The following is a 19,501-nucleotide window of genomic DNA, read 5'->3' as shown; positions in this document are numbered from 1 at the left end:
AAGGGAGGCCGGATAGTCCGGCCTCCTAAACGGTTATTTTTGATCTTTTAAGAAAGAGCACAGCGCAATAGCGTTGAGTTTGACTTTCGGGTCATCTGCGCGGGAGGGCAAAATGACGGGAATTTTCGGACCGACCAGTACAGCCGCCGCTTCCATGTGATCGCCGAAGAAAGCTAAGGCTTTATAAAGCGGGTTGGCCGCGTCCAAGTCCGGCAACATCAAAATATCAGCATCACCGGCTACTTGTTTGCCCGTGATTCCTTTTTCAGCAGCGCGTTGGGCAGACATGGAAATATAAAAATCATAAGGTCCTTCCACTACACAACCGGTGATTTTCCCTTCGCCGTTCATTTGCGCTAACGTGGCGGCATCTACGGTGCTGGGGATTTTTTCATTCACTTTTTCTACCGGGCACACGCAAGCCACTTTAGGAGTTTCTAAGCCCAATTTGTGCATGGTGTTGACGGCGTTTTGAATGATTTTAGCTTTTTGTTCCAACGTAGGAGCAATCACTACAGCACTGTCCGTAACCGCAAAAGGTTTGTGATATTTCGGGGTGCTATACAAAACGAAGTGAGACAACAAAGCACCTTCCGGAACCAAATGAGCTTCTTTGTTCAAAATAGCTTTCATGTAGTATTTTGTATCTACTAATCCTTTAATCAGGAAATCACCCTTTCCGGCCAAAATTTGATCTACGGCCAATTTGCACATGGTGGGGACATCTTCGCAATCAATGAAATCGAATTTTTCTTCCGGCAATCCGATTTTCTTCACCATTTCTTTTACTTGGGCGATAGGACCAATTAAAATACCATGAGAAATCAAGCCGTTTTCGTCTGCCATTTTGATGGCTTGCAACGCCTCGGAATTGTTGGCGCCGGGGACGACGACACGATTTGATTTTCCTTTTACCTGATTAATCAGGTCTTCAAAACTCTTAAACTTCATGTTATGACTCCTTTACGAATAATGTTTTACTATAGAGGGATTTTCCAAAGCGCGGCTTGCTGCGTCGCGCAGGGCATCTTTTTCTTCGCTGCCCGGAAACACATAAATAGGGGCAATCCACCCCACTTGCCGCCCGATTTCAGGCGGAATATATTTGCTATACATTTGTCCGCCCGTTAAAGCAATAAAATCTACTTTTCCTTCCAGCACCACAGCCATAGCACCGATTTCTTTAGCCATTTGATAAATCATGGCATCTAAGGCTTCTTTGGCTTGCTCCGGGGTACAATGGATTAGTGAGCCGGGGCGTTTTTGCCCGGTTTTAATAAATTCTTCCAACTCTTTAATATCGTACGTTCCAGTGTAAGCGACTAAACCGCCCTTGCCGCGTAGCATAAGGCGGATTTCCTCTTGGGTATATTTCCCGGAGAAACACATTTCCACCAGCTTGGAGCAGGGCACTGCGCCGCTACGTTGGGGGGTCATGATGCCATCGCCTTCATAGCCGTGGCTCACATCAATCACTTTGCCATGTCTGTGCGCGCCTACCGAAGCGCCCCCGCCACCATGTGCGATAATGCAATTAATTTCTTCGTATGTATGCCCTAATTTTTCGGCAATTAAACGGGCTACCCGTTTTTGGCTTAAGGCATGAAAAATGGATATGCGCGGATTGCCGGGCATACCGCTATATTTGGCAATCGGTTGCATTTCATCAATGACGACCGGATTGGCAATAAAACTGGGGCAGTGAGCATCTTTGGCGATTTCACGCGCCAAAATGCCCCCCAAATTGCAAGCATGTATGCCGCCATATCGGCCGGTTTCTAAATCGGATACCATTTGGTCATTAACTTCGTACACACCGCCTTCTACGGAGCGGATAAATCCGCCACGACCGATGACGGCATGGATCTCCGTTAACGGAATATGGTGATCGTCTAAATAATTCAAAATGACTTTTTTGCGCAAGGGTAGTTGTTCGGTTACATTTTTCCCTTCGTAAGGGGCTAAATCGGTTTGTGAATAGCGAACCGTCACCTCAAATACCGTTTCGGATCCGCGGTAATAACCGATATCATCAGAGGTAGAGCCGGGATTAATGACTAATATGTTCGGTTGCATGATTGCTCCTTGCTTGGTTATATTGTAACATTTTCGCACGTATCAGCGGGCACAAAAAAGCCCGTTTATTTACGGGCTAATGTTCCATGAATATGTGCCGCAAATTTCTTTAAGAAAAACAAATCTCCTTTGGACAGTTCGCCACGCTGTATTAATTTGCGTAAAATGGCTTTGCGTTGCTTGACGGTATAGTCTTGTTTGAAGTGTACGTATTGCGTGAGCCCTTCCAATTCGTCAATCACCAATTCCACTTGCGAAAAAGTAGCCGCTTTGAGGGCGCTTTTGCCGCGCGGGGGCACTTGTCCGCGGGCCAGTTCATAACAAGTTAAAATAACCGCTTGCGCTAAATTAATAGAAGGTTGCTTGGCTGTGGTGGGGATATGCATGGCGGCACTACATAATTCAATATCTTCATTGGAAAGGCCGGTTTTTTCATTTCCAAATACAATAGCCAATTTACCCGCCGGTTGTGTGTTGATCCAGTCAGGGAATGTGGGTAGTGTTACAATTTTTTCATTTAAGCGACGGTTTTTAAGTGCCGTTGTTGCCACGGTGACCGTACAATCGGCTAAGGCTTGCGGCAGTGTATCAAACAAGTGCGCTTTTTGCATAATATCAGCGGCTCCCACGGCACTGACTGCGGTACGCCAAGAGGGTTCATACGGCTCTACTACGCGCAAATCACTCAGTCCAAAATTTGCCATTGCACGGGCGGCGGCCCCGATATTATTGGGGTCGCGCGGGCGTACCAAGACAATAGCGATTGACCGCTTCATTTAGCGAGTGCCTCCCCAATGGCCTCACTTAAAGTGGGGTGCGGAAATACGACCTGTCTGAGTTGCGAAATAGTCAGACCGGCTTCCACCGCTACGGTTAATGCGCTGAGTAGTTCCGAAGCGTGGGCACAAGCCAAGTTGGCCCCTAATAATTTACCGGTATCGGCCTGGCTGATGAGTTCCACATAACCTTCGGTTTCGTCCATTGTTTGTGCCCGACCGTTTGCTAACAAATAGGATTTGTGGAGTTTGATTGCAATCCCTTGTGCTTGGGCTTGGGCTTTGCTCATTCCCACGCAGGCCAATTCGGGGAAGGTATAAACTGCATTTGGAATAAGCGCATTGTTATAAACAGCAGATTGACCACAGGCATTTTGTGCGGCTACTATACCCTGACGGGTACCGGCGTGCGCCAATAAGCACAGGCCTGTGACATCTCCGGCGACGTACAAGTGGTCAGCTACTTGTAAATTAATCGGATTGACGTTTTGTAAACCTTTGCGGTTCCATGTTAAACCTGCGCGCTCCGGATGTAATGCGGTCAAATCACAAGAGCGTCCAATAGCGGCTAATACGGCCGGAGTAGTTAGGGTAGAACCGTCTGATAATGTAAGGATGGCTTGTTTTCCTTCTATACGGGCCTGCGTAACGGCTTGGCCGGTTAAAATATGTACTCCGCGTTTTTGTAAGGATTTAGTTGCTACGCGGGCCAACCCTTCATCCATGGCGGGTAGTAGTCTTTGTTGCATTTCAATCAAATGCACTTCCACTCCCAAAGCCGCCATAAAAGTAGCCATTTCGCAGCCAATTGCTCCGCCTCCAACGATTACTAACTTGTTGGGTAGAGCGGGCAATTGAAAAATCGTACTGTTGTCATATAAACAACCGGATAATTGGTCAAACGGGGCGGGGATAAATGCTTGCGAACCGGTAGCTATGATGGCTTTGTCAAAGGCTACGGTTTGTGCCCCTTCCGGCGTTTGTACCGCTAAAGTATGTGCATCCATAAATGAGGCGGTACCTTGCAACACGGTTACCTTGGCTTGTTTCATTAGAGCCGTCACGCCGGTAGCTAATTTTTGGGTAACAGTTTGTTGCCTTTTTTGAATATTCTTCCACGAAACTGCCGGCAGAGTAGTCAGATCTCCCTCTAAGAAGCGAGAAATATCACGCGCAATGTCTAAGCGGTGGGCGGCATCCAACAAAGATTTGGAAGGAATGCACCCGCAATGCAGACACACACCGCCCAATTGAGCTTGTTCGATTAAAGTAACTTCCGCTCCCAAACGAGCCGCTGTTTGTGCGGCCGGATATCCGGCAGGACCGCCTCCGATAACCGCTATTTTCAAAGCCATATCAACTCCTGTCAAAAGACAAAATAAAACTTTCTTTTTATTCTAGCATTAAAAATAGTACAGAAAAAACATATAATTAAATTATGGGGGACATGGAAAAACCTTCTTATATGGGACACCGAGAGCGTATCCGCCAGAAATTTGCTTCCGGCGGGCTGGATCATTTTTTAGATCATGAGACGCTGGAGTTGTTGCTGACGTATTGTATCGCACGGCGAGACACCAAACCGCTAGCGTGGGCGCTACTGAAGCGTTTTGGTACGCTTTCGGCTGTTTTGGATGCTCCGCTAGAGGAATTATGTGCCGTGCCCGGTATCGGAAAACAAAGCGCTCTGTTTTTGAAACTCATTCGCGATGTGTTCAAAAAATATAGTTTGGATGAAGTAAAGGAAAAAGCAGTTATTCATACGCCGGAAGAAGTTTTGAATTATTGCAAAGCCTCCTTAGCAGGCCATAGCGAAGAATGTTTGGAATTGATCTACTTATCGGTGCGTAATACCGTGATAGGAACGGAGATTATTTGTCGTGGTAGCTTAGACCGAATCAGCATTACACCGCGTCAGATTGTAGAGCATGTGCTTACTGCCAAAGCCTCGGCTGTTATTTTAGTGCATAATCATCCTTCCGGAGATCCAACGCCGTCCATGGACGATGTGGCCATGACCAAAGATGTGGCCCGTGCGGCCGCTTTGTTTGGCATTACCGTACATGATCATATTATCATTGGAAAAGGCGAGCACTACAGCTTAAAAGCCAATGGAAAAATTTAGGCTAATTTTCCGCAAACTTTCTACAGCAGAAGTATTACAATTTCGTTACCAACATTTCCATCAATTTGCGCCGGCGGAATTTGCGGGCAGCCACCTGCAGCCCGTTAGCACAAACGGTTTCGCTGGAGACCAGTGCGTGTCCGGCCTGTTGTTCGGCCCATTGTTGGGCAGTTTGCTGAGCGGGGATATCTGCAGGAATCGGTATATTTAATTCTTTGAAAACGTCCTGTATACGGGCCGTGGCACTGACCACTAAACCGTTACCAAACGGACGTATATACGCCGGGAAGAAATCATATTCGTCTTCAATTTCACCCACCAATTCTTCAAAAATGTCTTCCAACGTTAAAATACCGGTAATTTGTTCGTCATCGGTCACCAGACAAATATGTTGCTTGGCTTTCATGAGTTGTTGCAAGGCGGTAGAGATCGGAGTATCTTCATCTAAACGCATGATTGGGCGCAAGATAGAGCGCGTGGTGGGGGAAACTCCGGACGCGGCTGTTTTCGTGGCATTGAAAATATCCTTAAAATTCAAATAACCGATGATGCTTTGTCGGTCCTCCGGTGTTTCATAGACCGGAAAGCGGGTGTGCATATCCAAGTGGGCTTTGATGAAAGTGTCTGCTATAGTGTCTTGCGCGTATAGCATGTAGACTTGGTCCAAAGGCACTTGGATTTCTTTAATTTTTCGCACGCAGAACTGCGCGCTGGAAAGCACAATTTTTTCCTCCGCTTGGGTAAATAAACGGGAGTTGGAAGCGATAGATACAGCAGCGCGTAAATCTGCCAAGGCAATTTTTTGAGCGGCTTTGGGGTCGGTGTTTTTGCGTAGTGTTTTTTTAGTTAAAAAGCCGACAATGTCTTCCATGATGCGCACTAAAGGAAATAGAAAATTATACAGGTAACGCATATACGGAGAAAGGGACAAAACCACCCATTCTTTGTTTTTCAGCGCAAAAGTTGTGGGGGTCAGTTCTGCAAACACAATCGTGACAAAACTTAAGGGTAATACTACCAATATCACAGATACAATGTGAGCCAGGTGATGATGCAAGTGTAACGTGTTTTGTAGCCAAGGGGTAAAGATTTTGTCTGCATCTGCTCCGCCTACGGCAGCGGCAATTGCGCCTACCAACGAGATGCCGATTTGAATGGTAGCCAAACTGCCTTCTATATGGTCTTTCATATAGAGCGCACTTTCAGCTCCTTTCTTTTTCTCCTGCACGGAAATAGACAATTGCGTGCGCGCGATGGATGCTAGCGCCATTTCATAAGCAGCCAGCAACGCATTGAGTATCAGCATCAATACAATAATGAATAAAGCCATCATAAAGTGAGTTTATCAAATATGCGATAGCCCTTTCAAAGTATTGTCGTTTTTGGAGGTTCTATGTTAAAACAAATGACCGTTAGAAAAGAGGTATCCGAGCGAGTGAGGAACAACGAAATCACGCAAAATCCGAAGAAAAAAGCCGAGGATGTAAGAACGCTAAAGAGTAAGTTTTTCACAGGAGTTTGCTGAGATTTCTAGGCACGAACGAGCGAGTGTATACTGTAAAAGGGTGGAACCCGAGGTATCCGAGCGAGTGAGGAACAACGAAATCACGCAAAATCCGAAGAAAAAAGCCGAGGATGGGAATCGAACCCACAACCTACGGTTTACAAAACCGTTGCTCTGCCAATTGAGCTACCTCGGCATAAAACTATGCTTTATCATATCAAATTTTGGACTACTTTCACAAACTCAACAAGGATATTTAGTTGTTTGGAAGACTGTTTTTGCTACAATAACACTATCTTATTGTGGGAAGCGATTATGAAAAAATGGTTAATTTTAGGATGTATATGTTATGCCGTGGCAAGTTGGGCCGCACCGGCAGTATGTGATGTTAAACAAGAAGTACCGCTTCGGTTCATGGAGCAGGAGTTAAAGCGCAGTTTTGCGGTTTTGAAAAAACAGAAGCCGCCTATTTACTATTTATCTTATACCTATCAGGAAGGTGAAAATGAAGGCATTTCGGTGGAACTGGGCGGAGTAATCCAACAGTATCATACCTATACGTCCAATGCAGAAGTACAAGCCCGTGCCGGCAGTTTGCAATTAGATGATACACATGCCTTGAAAGGGGAAGGGCAAGACACTTCTTTGGCAGGAGTAGAAAGTGCGGCGCAGATTTCTATTGAAAATCCGAAATCTTTTAAGCTGGCTTGGTGGCGAGCCACGCAAAAAGCGGTCGAACAAGCACAAGCAAATTATAGCCGTGTGACAGCCAATGTGCGCACCATGTCGGAAACAAAAGATCAATCGGATGATTTTGTGTTCCCACCCAAACAAACGGCTTGTTATCAGCAGGATTTGCAAACCGTAGATATCGAAAAAATCAAAGACTTATTAGTAGAGGCTTCCAAATTAGTCATTGGAAAGGAATATGTACTGGACAGCTCTTTTTCATTCGGTATTACGCAAGGACACCGTTATTTTGTAGATAGCCGCGGGACCCGCTTGAAAACGCCATACGCTCGGTTGCGTTTGATGTATCGTATATCCAACCGAACAGCTGATGGAATGACGGTAGAACGATTTAAGGATTATAATGTATTCTCACAAGAGGAGCTTCCTTCCGTCGAACAATTGACCGCAGATGTACAACAATCTTTACAGGAACTTGCAGACTTAACTTCGGCCCCGGAAGGAGAACCGCTGAACGCCCCTACTATCTTAAAAGGGAAAGCCGCAGCGGTGTTTGTACATGAGGTATTGGGGCATCGACTGGAAGGTCATCGGCAAAAAGATGATTCGGAGGGACAAACCTTTACAGGCAAAGTGGGACAACCGGTTGTTTCCTCTTTACTAACGATTGTGGATGATCCTACGCTAACACAATTTAACGGAACCGCCCTGCGCGGACACTACTTGTATGATGATGAAGGCGTGCAGGCGCGTCCGGTTACTTTGATTGAAAACGGAGTACTCAAGAACTTTTTAATGTCCAGCAGCCCTATTAATGGCTTTGCCTTATCCAATGGACATGGCCGTCGGGAAACGGGGCGTCGCGCGGTGGCACGTATGGGCATTATGCGCACCACAGCTTCTCAAACCGTACCGTATGAACAGTTGGAACAACAATTGCTTGAAGAGATTAAACGCCAAGGCAAACCTTATGGATTTATTGTGGAGGATTTGGGTGGTGGTTTTACTTTTACGGGTACTTCTATGCCGCAAAGTTTTAAATTACAGGCCAAGCTGCTATGGCGTGTATATCCGGACGGCCGCCGAGAACTGGTGCGAGGACTTGATGTAGTGGGCACCCCGTTAGTCAGTTTCAACAAAGTGTTGGCAGTGGGGGATGATGATACAGTTTTTGACGGCAGTTGCGGGGCAGAAAGTGGTTGGGTGCCTCAAACGAACATTGCGCCCAGCTTGCTACTCCAGTCAATGGAAATGGAAAAAACACAAAAAGGGGATTTCAAACCGCCGGTATTGCCTTCCCCATTGCTTAAAAAGGAGGGCAAATAAATGAAAAAGTGGCTTGGAATTTTTTTCTTATGTTTATTGGTGCAGAGCGTGAGCGCTACGCAGTTGCCTGATAATATATATTTCCGTGCGATGCAGGCAGAGATGAATCGCACAAAAAAGCATCTGCACGTAAAGGGAAGCGCAAAACCTCTTTACATTGTCTATCGAGTGGCTCACCAAGAAGGACAAAACTTTTCGGCGGATATGGGGCAATTGTACAAAACCTCGGGGCAGAACCCTATTTCCGGTGTAGGGATGGCTGTTTATATGTATGCGGGAGATCAAAAACATAATAGTTCGGGATTTGTGGATGATCGTTATCCTTATACGGTGCTTTCCGGCCGGGGCGGAGATAGCGAAGAAGCCCTACGCCAAAATTTATGGCAATTGACTGATTTGGAATATATCAAAGCCTCCAATTTAGCCGAAAAGAAAGAGGCCTACAGAAGACGTAAAAACTTGGGCGAAGAACCAAACGATTTTTCAACGGCTCCGCACGCCTCTTATGTGGAAGAGATTCGGCCGTTTGAACCTTATCCGGCGGCGCCTTTTGAAGCCTTGGTGCAAGAATTATCTGCCGAAGGGAAAAAACGGAATTATTTGGAACAGTATGAAGTGTCCGTGCGATTGGGGCAAATCGCACGCTATTTCCTAGATAGTGAAGGAAATTTTTACCAGATACAAGTTCCCACTAATGAGGTGATTTTAGTAGCTAGCTTCCGTAATACAGACGGCTATAAACGAAATTTACAAGCTAACTATCCTCTACCGGTAGACATTAATAAAGCAGAGGAATTCATCCGTGCCAAAGCAACGGAATTTTTACAACAGATAGCGCAACAGCGTACAGCCAAGAAAGCGGAACCTTATATCGGTCCTGTGCTGTTTATGCCGGAGGCAGCTGCCGGATTTTTTCAACAATTATTCATCAAAAATATCCGTAACAGCAAACCATTACTCTCCGCACGCAGTGAAACCGATGCCAGTGCCGGACTGTTCAAAGACAAGGTGGGTATGCGCGTGATGAGCCCGATGTTTGAGGTCTTTGACCGCCCGCAAGCACGTCAGTATCAAGATTTCCCTTTGTCAGGATTTATGCCTGTGGATGCGGAGGGCGTACAAGCCCAAGAATTACATTTGGTAGAAAATGGCAAGTTGCAAATGTTGCCTACCATGCGTAGTTTAATTAAAGATCAAAGCCGCAGTAACGGGCATGCTCGTTCTGTAAGTGCCTATCCGCGTGCGGATGTGACGAACGTGTTTTTTGAGCCAATGAGCGCCGTGTCCCCAAAACTATTAGAAGAAAAATTATTGCAGCGTTGCCGAGAGTTGGGGCTAGAATATGGCTATATTTTCCATTCTTTCCCCTATGTACTAGCGGAACGAATTTATACGGCAGACGGACATAAAGAAGCTGTATATGGCATCAAATTGGACGGGTTAACCGCTCGTAGTTTGCGTGATATCGCAGCGGCCGGAACAGATGCACAATCAGTCAATTTGGGCAATGTATCCGTGATTACGCCCTCTATTTTAGTAGAAGAAATAGAGATGGTGCCTACCCAACAAAAACCGGACCGCGCGCCGTTTTTGTCGTTGCCCAAATGAGAGTTCTTGCTAAATAAATATCCCCCTCGTTGTGCGAGGGGGATTTGTAATTCTTTTTTAGTTTTTATAGTTCTGGCTTGGCCCGACAGAAGCATGAGATATTGTGGATTGTGTCAGGGTGCCCCCCAACCTATATCGCATGTTGCTGTTATAAATCGGCCTTGAAGCGTAGTAAAAAATAGTCTGCAAACGGGGTAGTCTGTTTGATATGTGTGAGCAAAGCGAGTTTATCAAACAGCCGTTTGCAGATTCTTTTTTGCTTCTTGGCCGACCGTCTTTTTGTGTACTTTTTCTTCGGAAAGAAAAAGTATTGCACAAAACACTTGACACCGTTTTTTTTTTGTAGCATTTAAGAAATTAATAAAGGAGGTTGTTATGTTGTTAAAAAATAACAGAGCGTTTACGCTTATTGAGTTGTTGGTAGTAGTGTTAATTATCGGTATTTTATCAGCCATTGCTTTGCCGCAATATGAAAAAGCAGTAGCCAAGGCACGAGCGGCAGAAATACTATTGTTTATCCGGGATGCTAAACAAGCTTTAGCATTATATGTATTAGAAAATGGAGTGCCAACAGAGGGTTGTCATGACTTTGATGAGGATGCAAGCGGACTAAGTGTGGAATTGCCGATGGCTTCTTTGAAAAATAAAGGATATAGTCCTTCCGTTGTGGTGTGTGAACCAGATGCTGATGCCAGTCATATCTGGGTACGCAAAAATGACAATACTCTTTACGTAACCGTTCATGGCAACCTAGTTACTTCTAAATGGACCTATCATGAATGTGCCGCTAAATCTACGGCAGGATTAGCTATATGCAAAGTACTAAAGCAGGAAGGTTTTAGTTGCTTTGATATAAATACTGAAAAACCTTGTTAAAAAGTTGAACTACAAAAATAGGAACTCCGAGTCTATGCTCGGAGTTCCTTCATTTATGAAAAAGACTGGTCCAATTTTGCAAATTCTTTTTTATGCCAGCTGTAAGGCCAGTTTCATCATATTGGTAAAACTGTTTTGGCGTTCTTCGGCCGTGGTAATATGGCCGGAAAATTCCGAATCGGAAATGGTCAGAATGGTAAGTGCATTGGCCCCGGCTGCTGCGGCATTGGCATATAGCGCGGCCGTTTCCATTTCCACAGCCAATACGCCCATATCCGCCCACGTCATACCGGCAGGAGCTACTTTTTGCGGGGCGTAAAACATGTCAGAGGTCACTACATTGCCTACCGCATAGGGAAGCCCTAATTTTTCAGCGGTATCGGCGGCCTTTCGCAGCAAAGTATAACTGGCTATACAAGCATAATCGCCGGGCAGGCCAAACCGTTTTACATAATTGGAATTGGTGCAGGCTCCCTGTGCCAGTACAATATCTCCGACATTGAGTTTGGGTGTTAAGGCGCCCGCAGTGCCGATGCGGATTAAATTTTTGCAACCATAAAAATGCATGAGTTCGTAGGAATAGATTCCCATAGAGGCGCATCCCATGCCTGTTCCCATGACGGAAATGGGTTTACCTTGATAGGTGCCGGTAAATCCCAGTACATTACGTACAGAAGTGACTTGTTTGGCATTTTCCAGAAAATTTTCCGCGATAAATTTGGCCCGCAACGGGTCTCCGGGTAACAAAATAGTTTCTGCAAAATCATTGGCTTTGGCATTAATATGAGGCGTAGGAATTTGGCTCATAAAACATCTCCTTGCAAACAGTAATTTCCTTCAATTTTAGTACAAACCGCAAAATCTTTTTCACACAAAACAGCGCTCAAAATAAACCGGAACTTTCTAAGGCAGATAAGGCTTGTGTGATATTGTTGACCACGATAATAAACCGGGCGCGTCCGTTGTGTGTGCCTGCTCCGTAAATGGAGGTGATGTTCAAATTTTGTTTTTGTAACACATCGCTAATATCGCGTATAACGCCCAATCGTTCCGGAGTGTCTACGCAAATTGCATTGACTTTTACATTCGTAAATCCTGCTTTGGTTAAAGCGTGTCCGATTTCGTCATTGTATTTAACGGCCACCCGCACTACTGCCGCATCAAAACGCACGTCAGAAGAAATGCCTAAGATGTTGACGTTTTCGTGAGAAAATAATTGAGTAAAATTTTTTAAGGAACCGGGCTCATTAATTAAAAAGACGCTATATTGTTTTACCACGCTGATAGACATAGTTGCCTCACTCAAAAATGTTTAACGGGATGTGCTCTTTTTTATTATAGCACACATTTGCCGGTGAATCAGTCCGTTGCTGGCTAAAAGTTGTTGTCCAAATTGTTCCACTTGTTTCCACGGACGGCCGTTGTAAAGGGTTACTTTTCCGCCGGCTTCCTCCAAAATCAATTTTCCGGCTGAAACGTCCCAAGGATTTAAGGAATCTTCCCAATATCCGTCAAATCGTCCGGACGCCACCCAACATAAATCCAGCGCGGCAGATCCTAAACGGCGCACATCATGGCAGGATAAAAGAAAATTTTCGAAAGGTTTTAACAGCTCTTGGATACGTTTTTCTTTTCCATACGGAAAACCGGTGACCAGTAGCGAACGCTCTACTTTTTTGACGGAAGAAACCCGTATTTTTTTGCCGTTTAACGTAGCGCCGCGGCCTTTACGAGCTAAAAACAGTTCATCCATGCTGGCATCATATACACCGCCAAGCACAATCTCATTTTGATACGCAAGTGCAATAGAAGTAGAAAAATGAGGCATGTGGTGGGCAAAATTGGTAGTGCCGTCAATGGGGTCAATAATCCATCGCCAAGGACTGCCGGTGTTGCGCAGGCCGTTTTCTTCGGCTAAAAAATCATGTTGCGGAAAATTTTTCTGAATGATTTTCAAAATAGCTTTTTGGCAAGCCACGTCGGCTTTTGTGATTAAATTGTCGCGTCCTTTTAAGTGATAGGACACTTTGCCAAAATGCCGCTTGGCAATATTGCCGGCGGTGTAGAGACATTCTTGCAAGACAGCAAATTCGTTTTTCATAGAGGTTTAATAATAGTTGCCTGTTTGAGTTTTTCTTCTAGGTATAGCATGGCTATACAATCGTCTTCATTGTACATGAGTACTTTATTGAGTAGATTGGTATCTCCGGTTTTAAGCCAATTGGTAAAATAAACCATGCTGTCCATGGCACCGCAGTCATCTTGGCGCCAATGAAAACCAAATGCCGGCGCGGCCGCCTTGAGCGAAAAACTGGGTGCCGGCAAGTAGAAAGCATTATTTATTGCGACTTTCAAATCATAACACAAGCCGATAAGGCGGTTTAATTTATCAGCGTCACACTTGTTTTCACTAGCGAGCTTGCGCATTTTCTTCACTTCATATTCCGTCCAATGATACAGAGCGGTATTTTCCGGATCTTTGACATAATCACAAAATTGCTCAAAGATCTTAATTTCTTCTTCTGGTGTTTTGGCAACAAAGGAAACATATTTATTTTCTTCTTTATCCCAAATGCCGATTAAGTACACAAAGGAAGTATTTTCCTTGGTAAAAGTTTCCGTTGCTTCAAAGTCAAAATACAAGTTATGGGCTTTGACTGGCGGCGGAAAATGCCCTTCCGCCCGCAGGACCGGTTGTTGTTTCAAATAAGCAAGAGCGGTATAGTAAGCATCTGAGGCATAGGGTTCTTCCAAAATAGTTTGTAGCGTAGCCAAACCGGCACGTGCCACATCGTCCGTGTTGAATAATCCGCAAATTTTTAGACATTGACGCATCTCTGCGCTCAAATGCGGTAACATTTGTAAATCTTTCGTTTGGGCGGTAATTTTATTGGCATATACCCGCCACGGGGCATGGGCGGCTTTGGGTGGTTTGTGGGCTTCCGGTTTTGCTTTTCCGTCGCGTATGGCGCGGAAATAGTCTAGTTCTCTGATCAGGCGCTGCTCATGTTCGGTATAATCGACGTCTGTGTGTTTACCTTTGAGCTCCACGCGGCTATAGCGGGGGGTAAATTGTTGAATCGCTGCCAAAATGTTGTTAAGCAAAGAAATCTGCAAAGCATAATGTTCTTTTAAGTCATGGGCGCGTTTAAACTGAACGATGCGGTAATAATACGGACCGAACACACTGCTGCCGCCTTCCATGCGTTGCAACATATTCACAGCCCCGTAAACATTTTTCGGTAAATTCCACAAAGAGGCATTCACGATAGAGGGTTTGCCTTCTATCATAGCACGCAAAGTGGCCCGAAAACGCTCTGTGTCATTAGACGCGGTGATAAATTCCACTCCGGGAAAATGTTCCCGTATCCAGTTGTCGCGGTTGTGGCGGTCGGTGCGGACTTTTAGATTTTCATATTGATTGGGTTCGGACACGGCCTCTTCTCGGGGGGCGTGAAAGGAACACCAAATCCCAAAGGGGTCTTCTAAAAGAGAAAACATTTTAGAAGCGTTGAAATCGGTATGGTCGGGAGTACGCCCAGCTGAAAATTGTGTAAATAAGGTATTTAATAAGGCTTCGTTCATTACTTATATTCTATGATATTTTTAGGGATATCGCCAGAAAGAGTGTTGGCGGCAAAGAATTGCTTCATTAGTAGTGAAAATATGATAATATATTTATAACTATGATAAATGCAATGCTTTTTCAATTGATCGGATTTGTAGTTTGTTTTATTTTGCTGTTTTATTTTACAGCAAAATATCGGGCTGTTTTGGTGCAAGATACGTCCCTGGATTATCCGGTAGAAGATTTAACAGTAATGACGGTAGCCAAACCGGCGTTTGCCTCTCGGGCGTCCATTTTGAGCTCTTTGCAGAACACCTCTGCCTTGGAAGTGACGGATTTGAAAGAAAAGGTGAAAGAGCTGTACTATAAACTAGAAGAGCAGAAATTAGCACAAGATAAAAACAATGCTGATTTAGGCAAAATTGTGGCCCGGATGGAACAACGGTTAACTACTTTTGAGCAGGAATATGTGAATAAACTGCAACCCACTTTGCTTAGTTTGATTGAAGAGTTGGAAAGCATGAAAGTGACCGAAACAAAAGAAAAGTAATTTTACTTTTATCTAAAACCCCGCTCAAACGAGCGGGGTTTATTTTTGGTTAGCCCTCTTTATATTTTGATAAAATATAAGTATATTTAGGAGGGTGTATGAAAAAATTGGCAGTTCCCCGCTGGATACAGTCCTATGCTTTGTTTATCTTCGGCAATTGGCTCGTATTTGAAGCCCTGCGTTTGGTGTTTATGTATGTGTACCGCGGAGCTTTGACGCCCGAACATTATCACGAGCTTTGGGAAACATTTTATATTGGTGCCAAATTTGATGCCCGCCTGGCCTGCGCAGTAGCAATTCCACTGGGATTATATTTAACGGTTTACGCTTTTTGGCATAAAGCCTCGTATATTAAAAAAGGTGTCTGTTGGTTTTATGCGCTAATTGAAATGCTTTTGATGTTGATATATTTCACGGATTTTGCACACTATGCATATATTTCCATGCGGGTCACTTCTTCCATTTTCACCTATTCCGAAAACGCCCTTATTTCCGCCCAAATGTTGTGGGAAACCTACCCGGTTGTATGGATTATTTTAGGCCTTTTGTTATGGGCCGTAATCGGATATTTCTTTACCAAAAAATTATTGACTTATGCCTTTGGCCGGGATGATAAATACCGTTGGAAAGGCAATTTGGCTTGGTTTTTCGGAGGTCTTTTGATAACGGGGGGATTGATGTTCGGACAAATCAGCCAATATCCGCTACGCTGGAGTAATGCGTACCATTCCACTAATAATTTTATCTGCAATTTAACCTTAAACCCGGTCTTGAACTTATTTGATACTTATCGCTTTGCCATGGGCAAAGATTACGATGCAAACAAAGCCCGTCACTATTACGATGAAGTGGCGGCCTACTTGCAGGTGCAACACCCCAACAAAGAGACGCTTAATTATGAACGGGAATATGCTTCGTCTGCCCAGCCCAAAGATTACAATGTGGTGCTGATTTTTATGGAATCTTTGGCATGGAACAAATCCTCCTTTACGAATCCGGATTTGGACCCTACGCCGTTTGTTAAATCACTGGCAGATAAGGGTATTTTGTTTACCAATTTCTTTACGCCCACTTCTGCCACAGCGCGTGCGGTATTTGCCACTTTAACGGGTATCCCCGATGTAAGTTCTGTCAAAACCAGCTCCCGCAATCCGCTCATTGTAGATCAACATTTGGTGGCCAATGCTTTGCGTGAGTATGAAAAGTATTATTTCATTGGCGGCAGTTCCAGCTGGGGAAATATACGCGGAGTTATTGAGCATAATTTGGATCATGTACATATGTACGAAGAGGGCAAATTCCAAAATGAACACCGCAACGATGTGTGGGGTATTTCCGATTTGGACTTGTTCCGGGAGGCCAACCGTATTTTGGAGGCCGATCAGCATAAGACAGGCAAGCCATTTTTGGCCATTATTCAAACGGCCGGCTATCATCGTCCCTACACCATTCCGGCTGATAATGCAGGATTTGTACCAAACACTACCTTGACGAACGAACAAGTGCACAAGCGCAGTTTTGTGAGTGTGGATGAATATAACTCCTTGCGCTTGTCGGATCATTTCTTGCATGAATTTTTTAAGCTGGCTGAAAAATCGGATTATTATCATAATACGCTGTTTGTGATTTTTGGGGACCACGGATTAGCGGCTCCCGAATCGGAAAATATGCCGCGCGGGTATGTGGAACTGAACTTGATTAATCACCAAGTGCCGCTTATTTTGGCTGGTCCGGTGATTAAAAAACCGCGTGTGGTGACCGAGACGGCCAGCCAAGTGGATATTGTCCCGACGGTGATGGGTTTGTTAGGGCGCGGATATATGACTCGTTCTATCGGGCGGGATGTCCTAAGCTACAAACATGAACCCGGTGCATTCCTTTATGCATGGGCACAAACTCCGCACCCCATTGGTTTTGTGCAAGGGGAGTATTATTATCAAATTTTGGGAGTAGACGGTCAAGACGGTTTGTATAAATTCGGAGCTCCGGATTTTAACCGTAACTTAGCCAGTGAAGAACCCCAACGCTACACGCATATGAAAAATATGGCTTTGGGCCTGTATGAAACCTCTAAGTATTTGTTGTATAATAATCATAAAAATAATGAGCAGGACCAATAGGAGGCAGCAATGGCTGGACTTGGAATAGTATTAGTTCTATTAGTTGTGTTAGCGATTTATTTTGTCATGGCGTATAACCGTTTTATTACGCTTCGTAACCGTGTGAAAGAGGCGTGGAGTGACGTGGAAGTGCAAATGAAACGGCGTTATGATATGATACCCACCTTAGTCAATACCGTAAAAGGTTATGCCAAACACGAAAAAGAAACCTTGGAAAACGTGATCCAAGCGCGTAATATGGCCATGGAACCCCATGAGAATATGAAGGACGTTTCCAAGTCGGAAAATTTCTTGAGCGGTACGTTGAAATCTTTATTTGCAGTCAGCGAAAATTACCCGGAATTGAAAGCAAACCAAAACTTTTTGGAATTGCAACGCGAACTGCGTGACACGGAAGATAAGTTGCAAGCCGGTCGTCGTTTTTATAACGGCAATGTATTGGCTTATAACAATCAATTGGAAACATTTCCCAGCAATGTGGTAGCGGCTATGTTCCATTTTGAAAAAGAAGATTTCTTCGAATTGGATGAGGCAGAAAAAGCAGCTGTCAGCCAACCTGTAAAAGTAGAATTTTAGGAGTAGGTTGTGCCTACCACTTATGATTTCATAGAGCAAAACAAGCGGCGCACGTGGCTGCTTGTTTTGCTTTTTCCGATCACCTTTGCGGCTTTGGGCTATCTGTTTCTGTTCGGCTATACCAATCTGGCCGTACAAACAGCGGATATTTCTTCGGCAGAAAGTTACTATGAAACCAGTGGCGCGGCGTATATGGGAGAGGGAACTCCGTTAGAGCGTGCCAATCGTATGGCCAGTATCGTAATACCGGTATTGTGGGTAGTGGCTGTTTTATGGATTATTATTTCTTACTATTTTGGAGATCAGCTTTTATTGCGCGGAGCCAATGCCTTAAAAATAACCAAGGAGTCTCAGCCCGAAATTTTTCGCTTGGTGGAAAATTTATGCATTACTTCCGGGTTACCGCTACCCCAAATTTATCTAATTAATGACAATTCGTTAAATGCTTTTGCCACAGGCCGCGACCCGGAGCATGCTTCCATTGCCCTGACCGTTGGCATTGTGCGGCGTTTGGAGCGGGCAGAGCTGGAAGGCGTGATTGCCCATGAACTTTCTCATATCAGAAACCGAGATATTCGTTTGATGTTAATTACAGTAGCCGGTATTTCCTTTTTTACCTTTTTATCGGAAATGTGTTTCCGTTCTGCCTTGAGAGCGCGCGTTTCACGTAATAGTAAAAATGAAGGCGGTGCTCGTTTGGTTTTGCTTATTTTAGGTATTTTCTTTGCTATTTACGGATATTTGATCGCGCCGCTGATTCGTTTGGCGGTTTCCCGTACTCGCGAATATCAGGCGGATGCTTCAGCCGCGCTTCTGACGCGCAATCCGGGAGCTTTGGCAAATGCTTTGGAAAAAATAGAAAAAGATCCGCGGGTGGAAGTATTAGACCAGCATGCAAGCATGGCCGCTATGTGTATTGCCAATCCGTTGGATAAAATGGGGCTTTTTTCAGAAATCAGCGGCTTGTTTGCGACGCATCCTCCTACCTCTAAGCGTATTGCAAAATTGCGCACTATGGACGCCGATGTGCTGCGAGGTTGACCCATGGCAGTAGCTTATGAACATATTCGCCGTAACCAACGTAACAGCGTTTTGTGGGCGGCCAGTCTGCCTATCTCGTTTTCTGTGGCAATTTGGCTGATTGTTTGCGGCGGCTATTTTCTGCTCGGTTGCTTAAAGTATATTTCTTATACCAATGTGTGGAGTTGGAGTGATTTGTGGCGACAAGCACTTGTGTCTGCGCATGAAACTTGTTTGTGGCTGTTGCCGTTATGCATAGGGATGGCTATTTTTTGGGCGTGGCAGGCCTGGAAACAGGGCGACCAAATTATTTTGGAATGTGTGCGTGCCAAAGAATTGCCCTGCTTTGAGCATGAAGAAGCATTTGAAATCTTGAACACTTTGTGCATCCGTTGTGGTATGATAACCCCCAAATTATATGTACTGGAAGATGAATCCATGAATGCTTTTTCGGTGGGGATGTCTCCTAAAAAGTCGGCTATTATTTTGTCCAGAGGGACCTTAAAACAATTGTCTAGGACCGAGTTAGAAGCGGTGTTGGCGCATGAGCTGGTACGTATTAGCCAATATGATCCGCGGGCCAACGCAATGCTGGTGATGGGGTTGGGATTTTTCACTTTTGTGGGAGAGTATCTACTTTACGGAGAGAAGAATACTCCGGCCAGTGATCATATTTTAGGCATGGT

At 44.8% G+C, this 19,501-nt stretch carries 18 protein-coding genes and 1 tRNA gene; 9 read left to right on the top strand and 10 right to left on the bottom strand.

Annotated features, from left to right (window positions below; all coding sequences use genetic code 11):
• Positions 1 to 33: 33 nt before the first annotated feature.
• The 4 genes from IKN49_00095 to lpdA all read right to left on the bottom strand — a co-directional run bounded on the left by IKN49_00095 (position 34) and on the right by lpdA (position 4,207).
• Positions 34 to 951, bottom strand: a complete 918-nt coding sequence (locus IKN49_00095) for a hypothetical protein (GenBank protein MBR3631465.1) — start codon at positions 949 to 951, stop codon at positions 34 to 36.
• 12 nt (positions 952 to 963) lie between these two features.
• A complete protein-coding gene (gene buk, locus IKN49_00090) occupies positions 964 to 2,076 on the bottom strand; it encodes a butyrate kinase (GenBank protein MBR3631464.1) in 1,113 nt (370 codons plus the stop codon).
• A gap of 65 nt (positions 2,077 to 2,141) precedes the next feature.
• Positions 2,142 to 2,852, bottom strand: a complete 711-nt coding sequence (locus IKN49_00085; GenBank protein ID MBR3631463.1) for an RNA methyltransferase — start codon at positions 2,850 to 2,852, stop codon at positions 2,142 to 2,144.
• Complete coding sequence (gene lpdA / locus IKN49_00080; protein MBR3631462.1) at positions 2,849 to 4,207, bottom strand: dihydrolipoyl dehydrogenase; 1,359 nt, start codon at positions 4,205 to 4,207, stop codon at positions 2,849 to 2,851. The genes IKN49_00085 and lpdA overlap by 4 nt, the downstream gene beginning before the upstream one ends.
• A gap of 92 nt (positions 4,208 to 4,299) precedes the next feature.
• On the opposite strand from lpdA, the gene radC reads away from it, so the two are divergent.
• Positions 4,300 to 4,977, top strand: coding sequence for a DNA repair protein RadC (gene radC, locus IKN49_00075; protein MBR3631461.1), 678 nt, complete (start codon positions 4,300 to 4,302; stop codon positions 4,975 to 4,977).
• Between the two features lie 34 nt (positions 4,978 to 5,011).
• Here the strand turns inward: radC and IKN49_00070 are convergent, their stop codons facing one another.
• Together IKN49_00070 and IKN49_00065 are read right to left on the bottom strand one after the other, a co-directional pair.
• Entirely contained in the window at positions 5,012 to 6,310 is a 1,299-nt protein-coding gene (locus tag IKN49_00070) for an HlyC/CorC family transporter (protein MBR3631460.1), read from the bottom strand.
• A gap of 294 nt (positions 6,311 to 6,604) precedes the next feature.
• A tRNA-Thr gene (locus IKN49_00065) sits at positions 6,605 to 6,677 on the bottom strand.
• A 119-nt stretch (positions 6,678 to 6,796) separates the two neighbouring features.
• On the opposite strand from IKN49_00065, the gene IKN49_00060 reads away from it, so the two are divergent.
• From IKN49_00060 to IKN49_00050, 3 genes are all read left to right on the top strand, one after another.
• A complete protein-coding gene (locus tag IKN49_00060) occupies positions 6,797 to 8,497 on the top strand; it encodes a hypothetical protein (protein ID MBR3631459.1) in 1,701 nt (566 codons plus the stop codon).
• Positions 8,498 to 10,105 (top strand): hypothetical protein, encoded by a 1,608-nt coding sequence (locus IKN49_00055; protein ID MBR3631458.1) that lies wholly within the window; start codon positions 8,498 to 8,500, stop codon positions 10,103 to 10,105.
• Between the two features lie 375 nt (positions 10,106 to 10,480).
• Entirely contained in the window at positions 10,481 to 10,981 is a 501-nt protein-coding gene (locus IKN49_00050; GenBank protein ID MBR3631457.1) for a type II secretion system protein, read from the top strand.
• A 90-nt stretch (positions 10,982 to 11,071) separates the two neighbouring features.
• Here the strand turns inward: IKN49_00050 and deoD are convergent, their stop codons facing one another.
• From deoD to IKN49_00030, 4 genes are all read right to left on the bottom strand, one after another.
• Positions 11,072 to 11,788, bottom strand: a complete 717-nt coding sequence (deoD, locus tag IKN49_00045) for a purine-nucleoside phosphorylase (protein MBR3631456.1) — start codon at positions 11,786 to 11,788, stop codon at positions 11,072 to 11,074.
• Between the two features lie 76 nt (positions 11,789 to 11,864).
• On the bottom strand, positions 11,865 to 12,272 hold the full coding sequence (locus tag IKN49_00040; protein MBR3631455.1) for a hypothetical protein: 408 nt from the start codon (positions 12,270 to 12,272) through the stop codon (positions 11,865 to 11,867).
• Positions 12,273 to 12,293: 21 nt separating this feature from the next.
• Positions 12,294 to 13,082: an inositol monophosphatase gene (locus IKN49_00035; protein ID MBR3631454.1), complete on the bottom strand. Its 789-nt coding sequence runs from the start codon at positions 13,080 to 13,082 to the stop codon at positions 12,294 to 12,296.
• Positions 13,079 to 14,566, bottom strand: coding sequence for a TM0106 family RecB-like putative nuclease (locus IKN49_00030; protein MBR3631453.1), 1,488 nt, complete (start codon positions 14,564 to 14,566; stop codon positions 13,079 to 13,081). The genes IKN49_00035 and IKN49_00030 overlap by 4 nt, the downstream gene beginning before the upstream one ends.
• Before the next feature lie 113 nt (positions 14,567 to 14,679).
• On the opposite strand from IKN49_00030, the gene IKN49_00025 reads away from it, so the two are divergent.
• The 5 genes from IKN49_00025 to IKN49_00005 all read left to right on the top strand — a co-directional run.
• Positions 14,680 to 15,099, top strand: a complete 420-nt coding sequence (locus IKN49_00025; GenBank protein ID MBR3631452.1) for a hypothetical protein — start codon at positions 14,680 to 14,682, stop codon at positions 15,097 to 15,099.
• Between the two features lie 98 nt (positions 15,100 to 15,197).
• Positions 15,198 to 17,219 carry a sulfatase-like hydrolase/transferase gene (locus IKN49_00020; protein ID MBR3631451.1) on the top strand — a complete coding sequence of 674 codons (2,022 nt, stop codon included), beginning with the start codon at positions 15,198 to 15,200 and terminating at the stop codon, positions 17,217 to 17,219.
• A 9-nt stretch (positions 17,220 to 17,228) separates the two neighbouring features.
• Complete coding sequence (locus tag IKN49_00015) at positions 17,229 to 17,795, top strand: LemA family protein (protein ID MBR3631450.1); 567 nt, start codon at positions 17,229 to 17,231, stop codon at positions 17,793 to 17,795.
• A 9-nt stretch (positions 17,796 to 17,804) separates the two neighbouring features.
• Positions 17,805 to 18,836 (top strand): M48 family metallopeptidase, encoded by a 1,032-nt coding sequence (locus IKN49_00010; GenBank protein MBR3631449.1) that lies wholly within the window; start codon positions 17,805 to 17,807, stop codon positions 18,834 to 18,836.
• 3 nt (positions 18,837 to 18,839) lie between these two features.
• Positions 18,840 to 19,501: M48 family metalloprotease (locus IKN49_00005; protein MBR3631448.1), on the top strand; the 662-nt coding region annotated here is incomplete at its 3' end.

Source organism: Elusimicrobiaceae bacterium (assembly GCA_017528825.1).
Lineage (GTDB): Bacteria > Elusimicrobiota > Elusimicrobia > Elusimicrobiales > Elusimicrobiaceae > Avelusimicrobium.
This window is presented reverse-complemented; position numbering and strand designations above follow the sequence as displayed.

Bases quoted from the DNA above. Each gene is read 5' to 3' on its own strand.
- IKN49_00055 (MBR3631458.1), top strand. From the start codon at position 8,498: ATGAAAAAGTGGCTTGGAATTTTTTTCTTATGTTTATTGGTGCAGAGC.
- IKN49_00085 (MBR3631463.1), bottom strand. From the start codon at position 2,852: ATGAAGCGGTCAATCGCTATTGTCTTGGTACGCCCGCGCGACCCCAAT.
- IKN49_00040 (MBR3631455.1), bottom strand. From the start codon at position 12,272: ATGTCTATCAGCGTGGTAAAACAATATAGCGTCTTTTTAATTAATGAG.
- IKN49_00025 (MBR3631452.1), top strand. From the start codon at position 14,680: ATGCTTTTTCAATTGATCGGATTTGTAGTTTGTTTTATTTTGCTGTTT.
- IKN49_00060 (MBR3631459.1), top strand. From the start codon at position 6,797: ATGAAAAAATGGTTAATTTTAGGATGTATATGTTATGCCGTGGCAAGT.
- radC (MBR3631461.1), top strand. From the start codon at position 4,300: ATGGAAAAACCTTCTTATATGGGACACCGAGAGCGTATCCGCCAGAAA.
- IKN49_00020 (MBR3631451.1), top strand. From the start codon at position 15,198: ATGAAAAAATTGGCAGTTCCCCGCTGGATACAGTCCTATGCTTTGTTT.
- deoD (MBR3631456.1), bottom strand. From the start codon at position 11,788: ATGAGCCAAATTCCTACGCCTCATATTAATGCCAAAGCCAATGATTTT.
- IKN49_00050 (MBR3631457.1), top strand. From the start codon at position 10,481: ATGTTGTTAAAAAATAACAGAGCGTTTACGCTTATTGAGTTGTTGGTA.
- IKN49_00035 (MBR3631454.1), bottom strand. From the start codon at position 13,082: ATGAAAAACGAATTTGCTGTCTTGCAAGAATGTCTCTACACCGCCGGC.
- IKN49_00030 (MBR3631453.1), bottom strand. From the start codon at position 14,566: ATGAACGAAGCCTTATTAAATACCTTATTTACACAATTTTCAGCTGGG.
- lpdA (MBR3631462.1), bottom strand. From the start codon at position 4,207: ATGGCTTTGAAAATAGCGGTTATCGGAGGCGGTCCTGCCGGATATCCG.
- IKN49_00015 (MBR3631450.1), top strand. From the start codon at position 17,229: ATGGCTGGACTTGGAATAGTATTAGTTCTATTAGTTGTGTTAGCGATT.
- IKN49_00095 (MBR3631465.1), bottom strand. From the start codon at position 951: ATGAAGTTTAAGAGTTTTGAAGACCTGATTAATCAGGTAAAAGGAAAA.
- IKN49_00070 (MBR3631460.1), bottom strand. From the start codon at position 6,310: ATGATGGCTTTATTCATTATTGTATTGATGCTGATACTCAATGCGTTG.
- buk (MBR3631464.1), bottom strand. From the start codon at position 2,076: ATGCAACCGAACATATTAGTCATTAATCCCGGCTCTACCTCTGATGAT.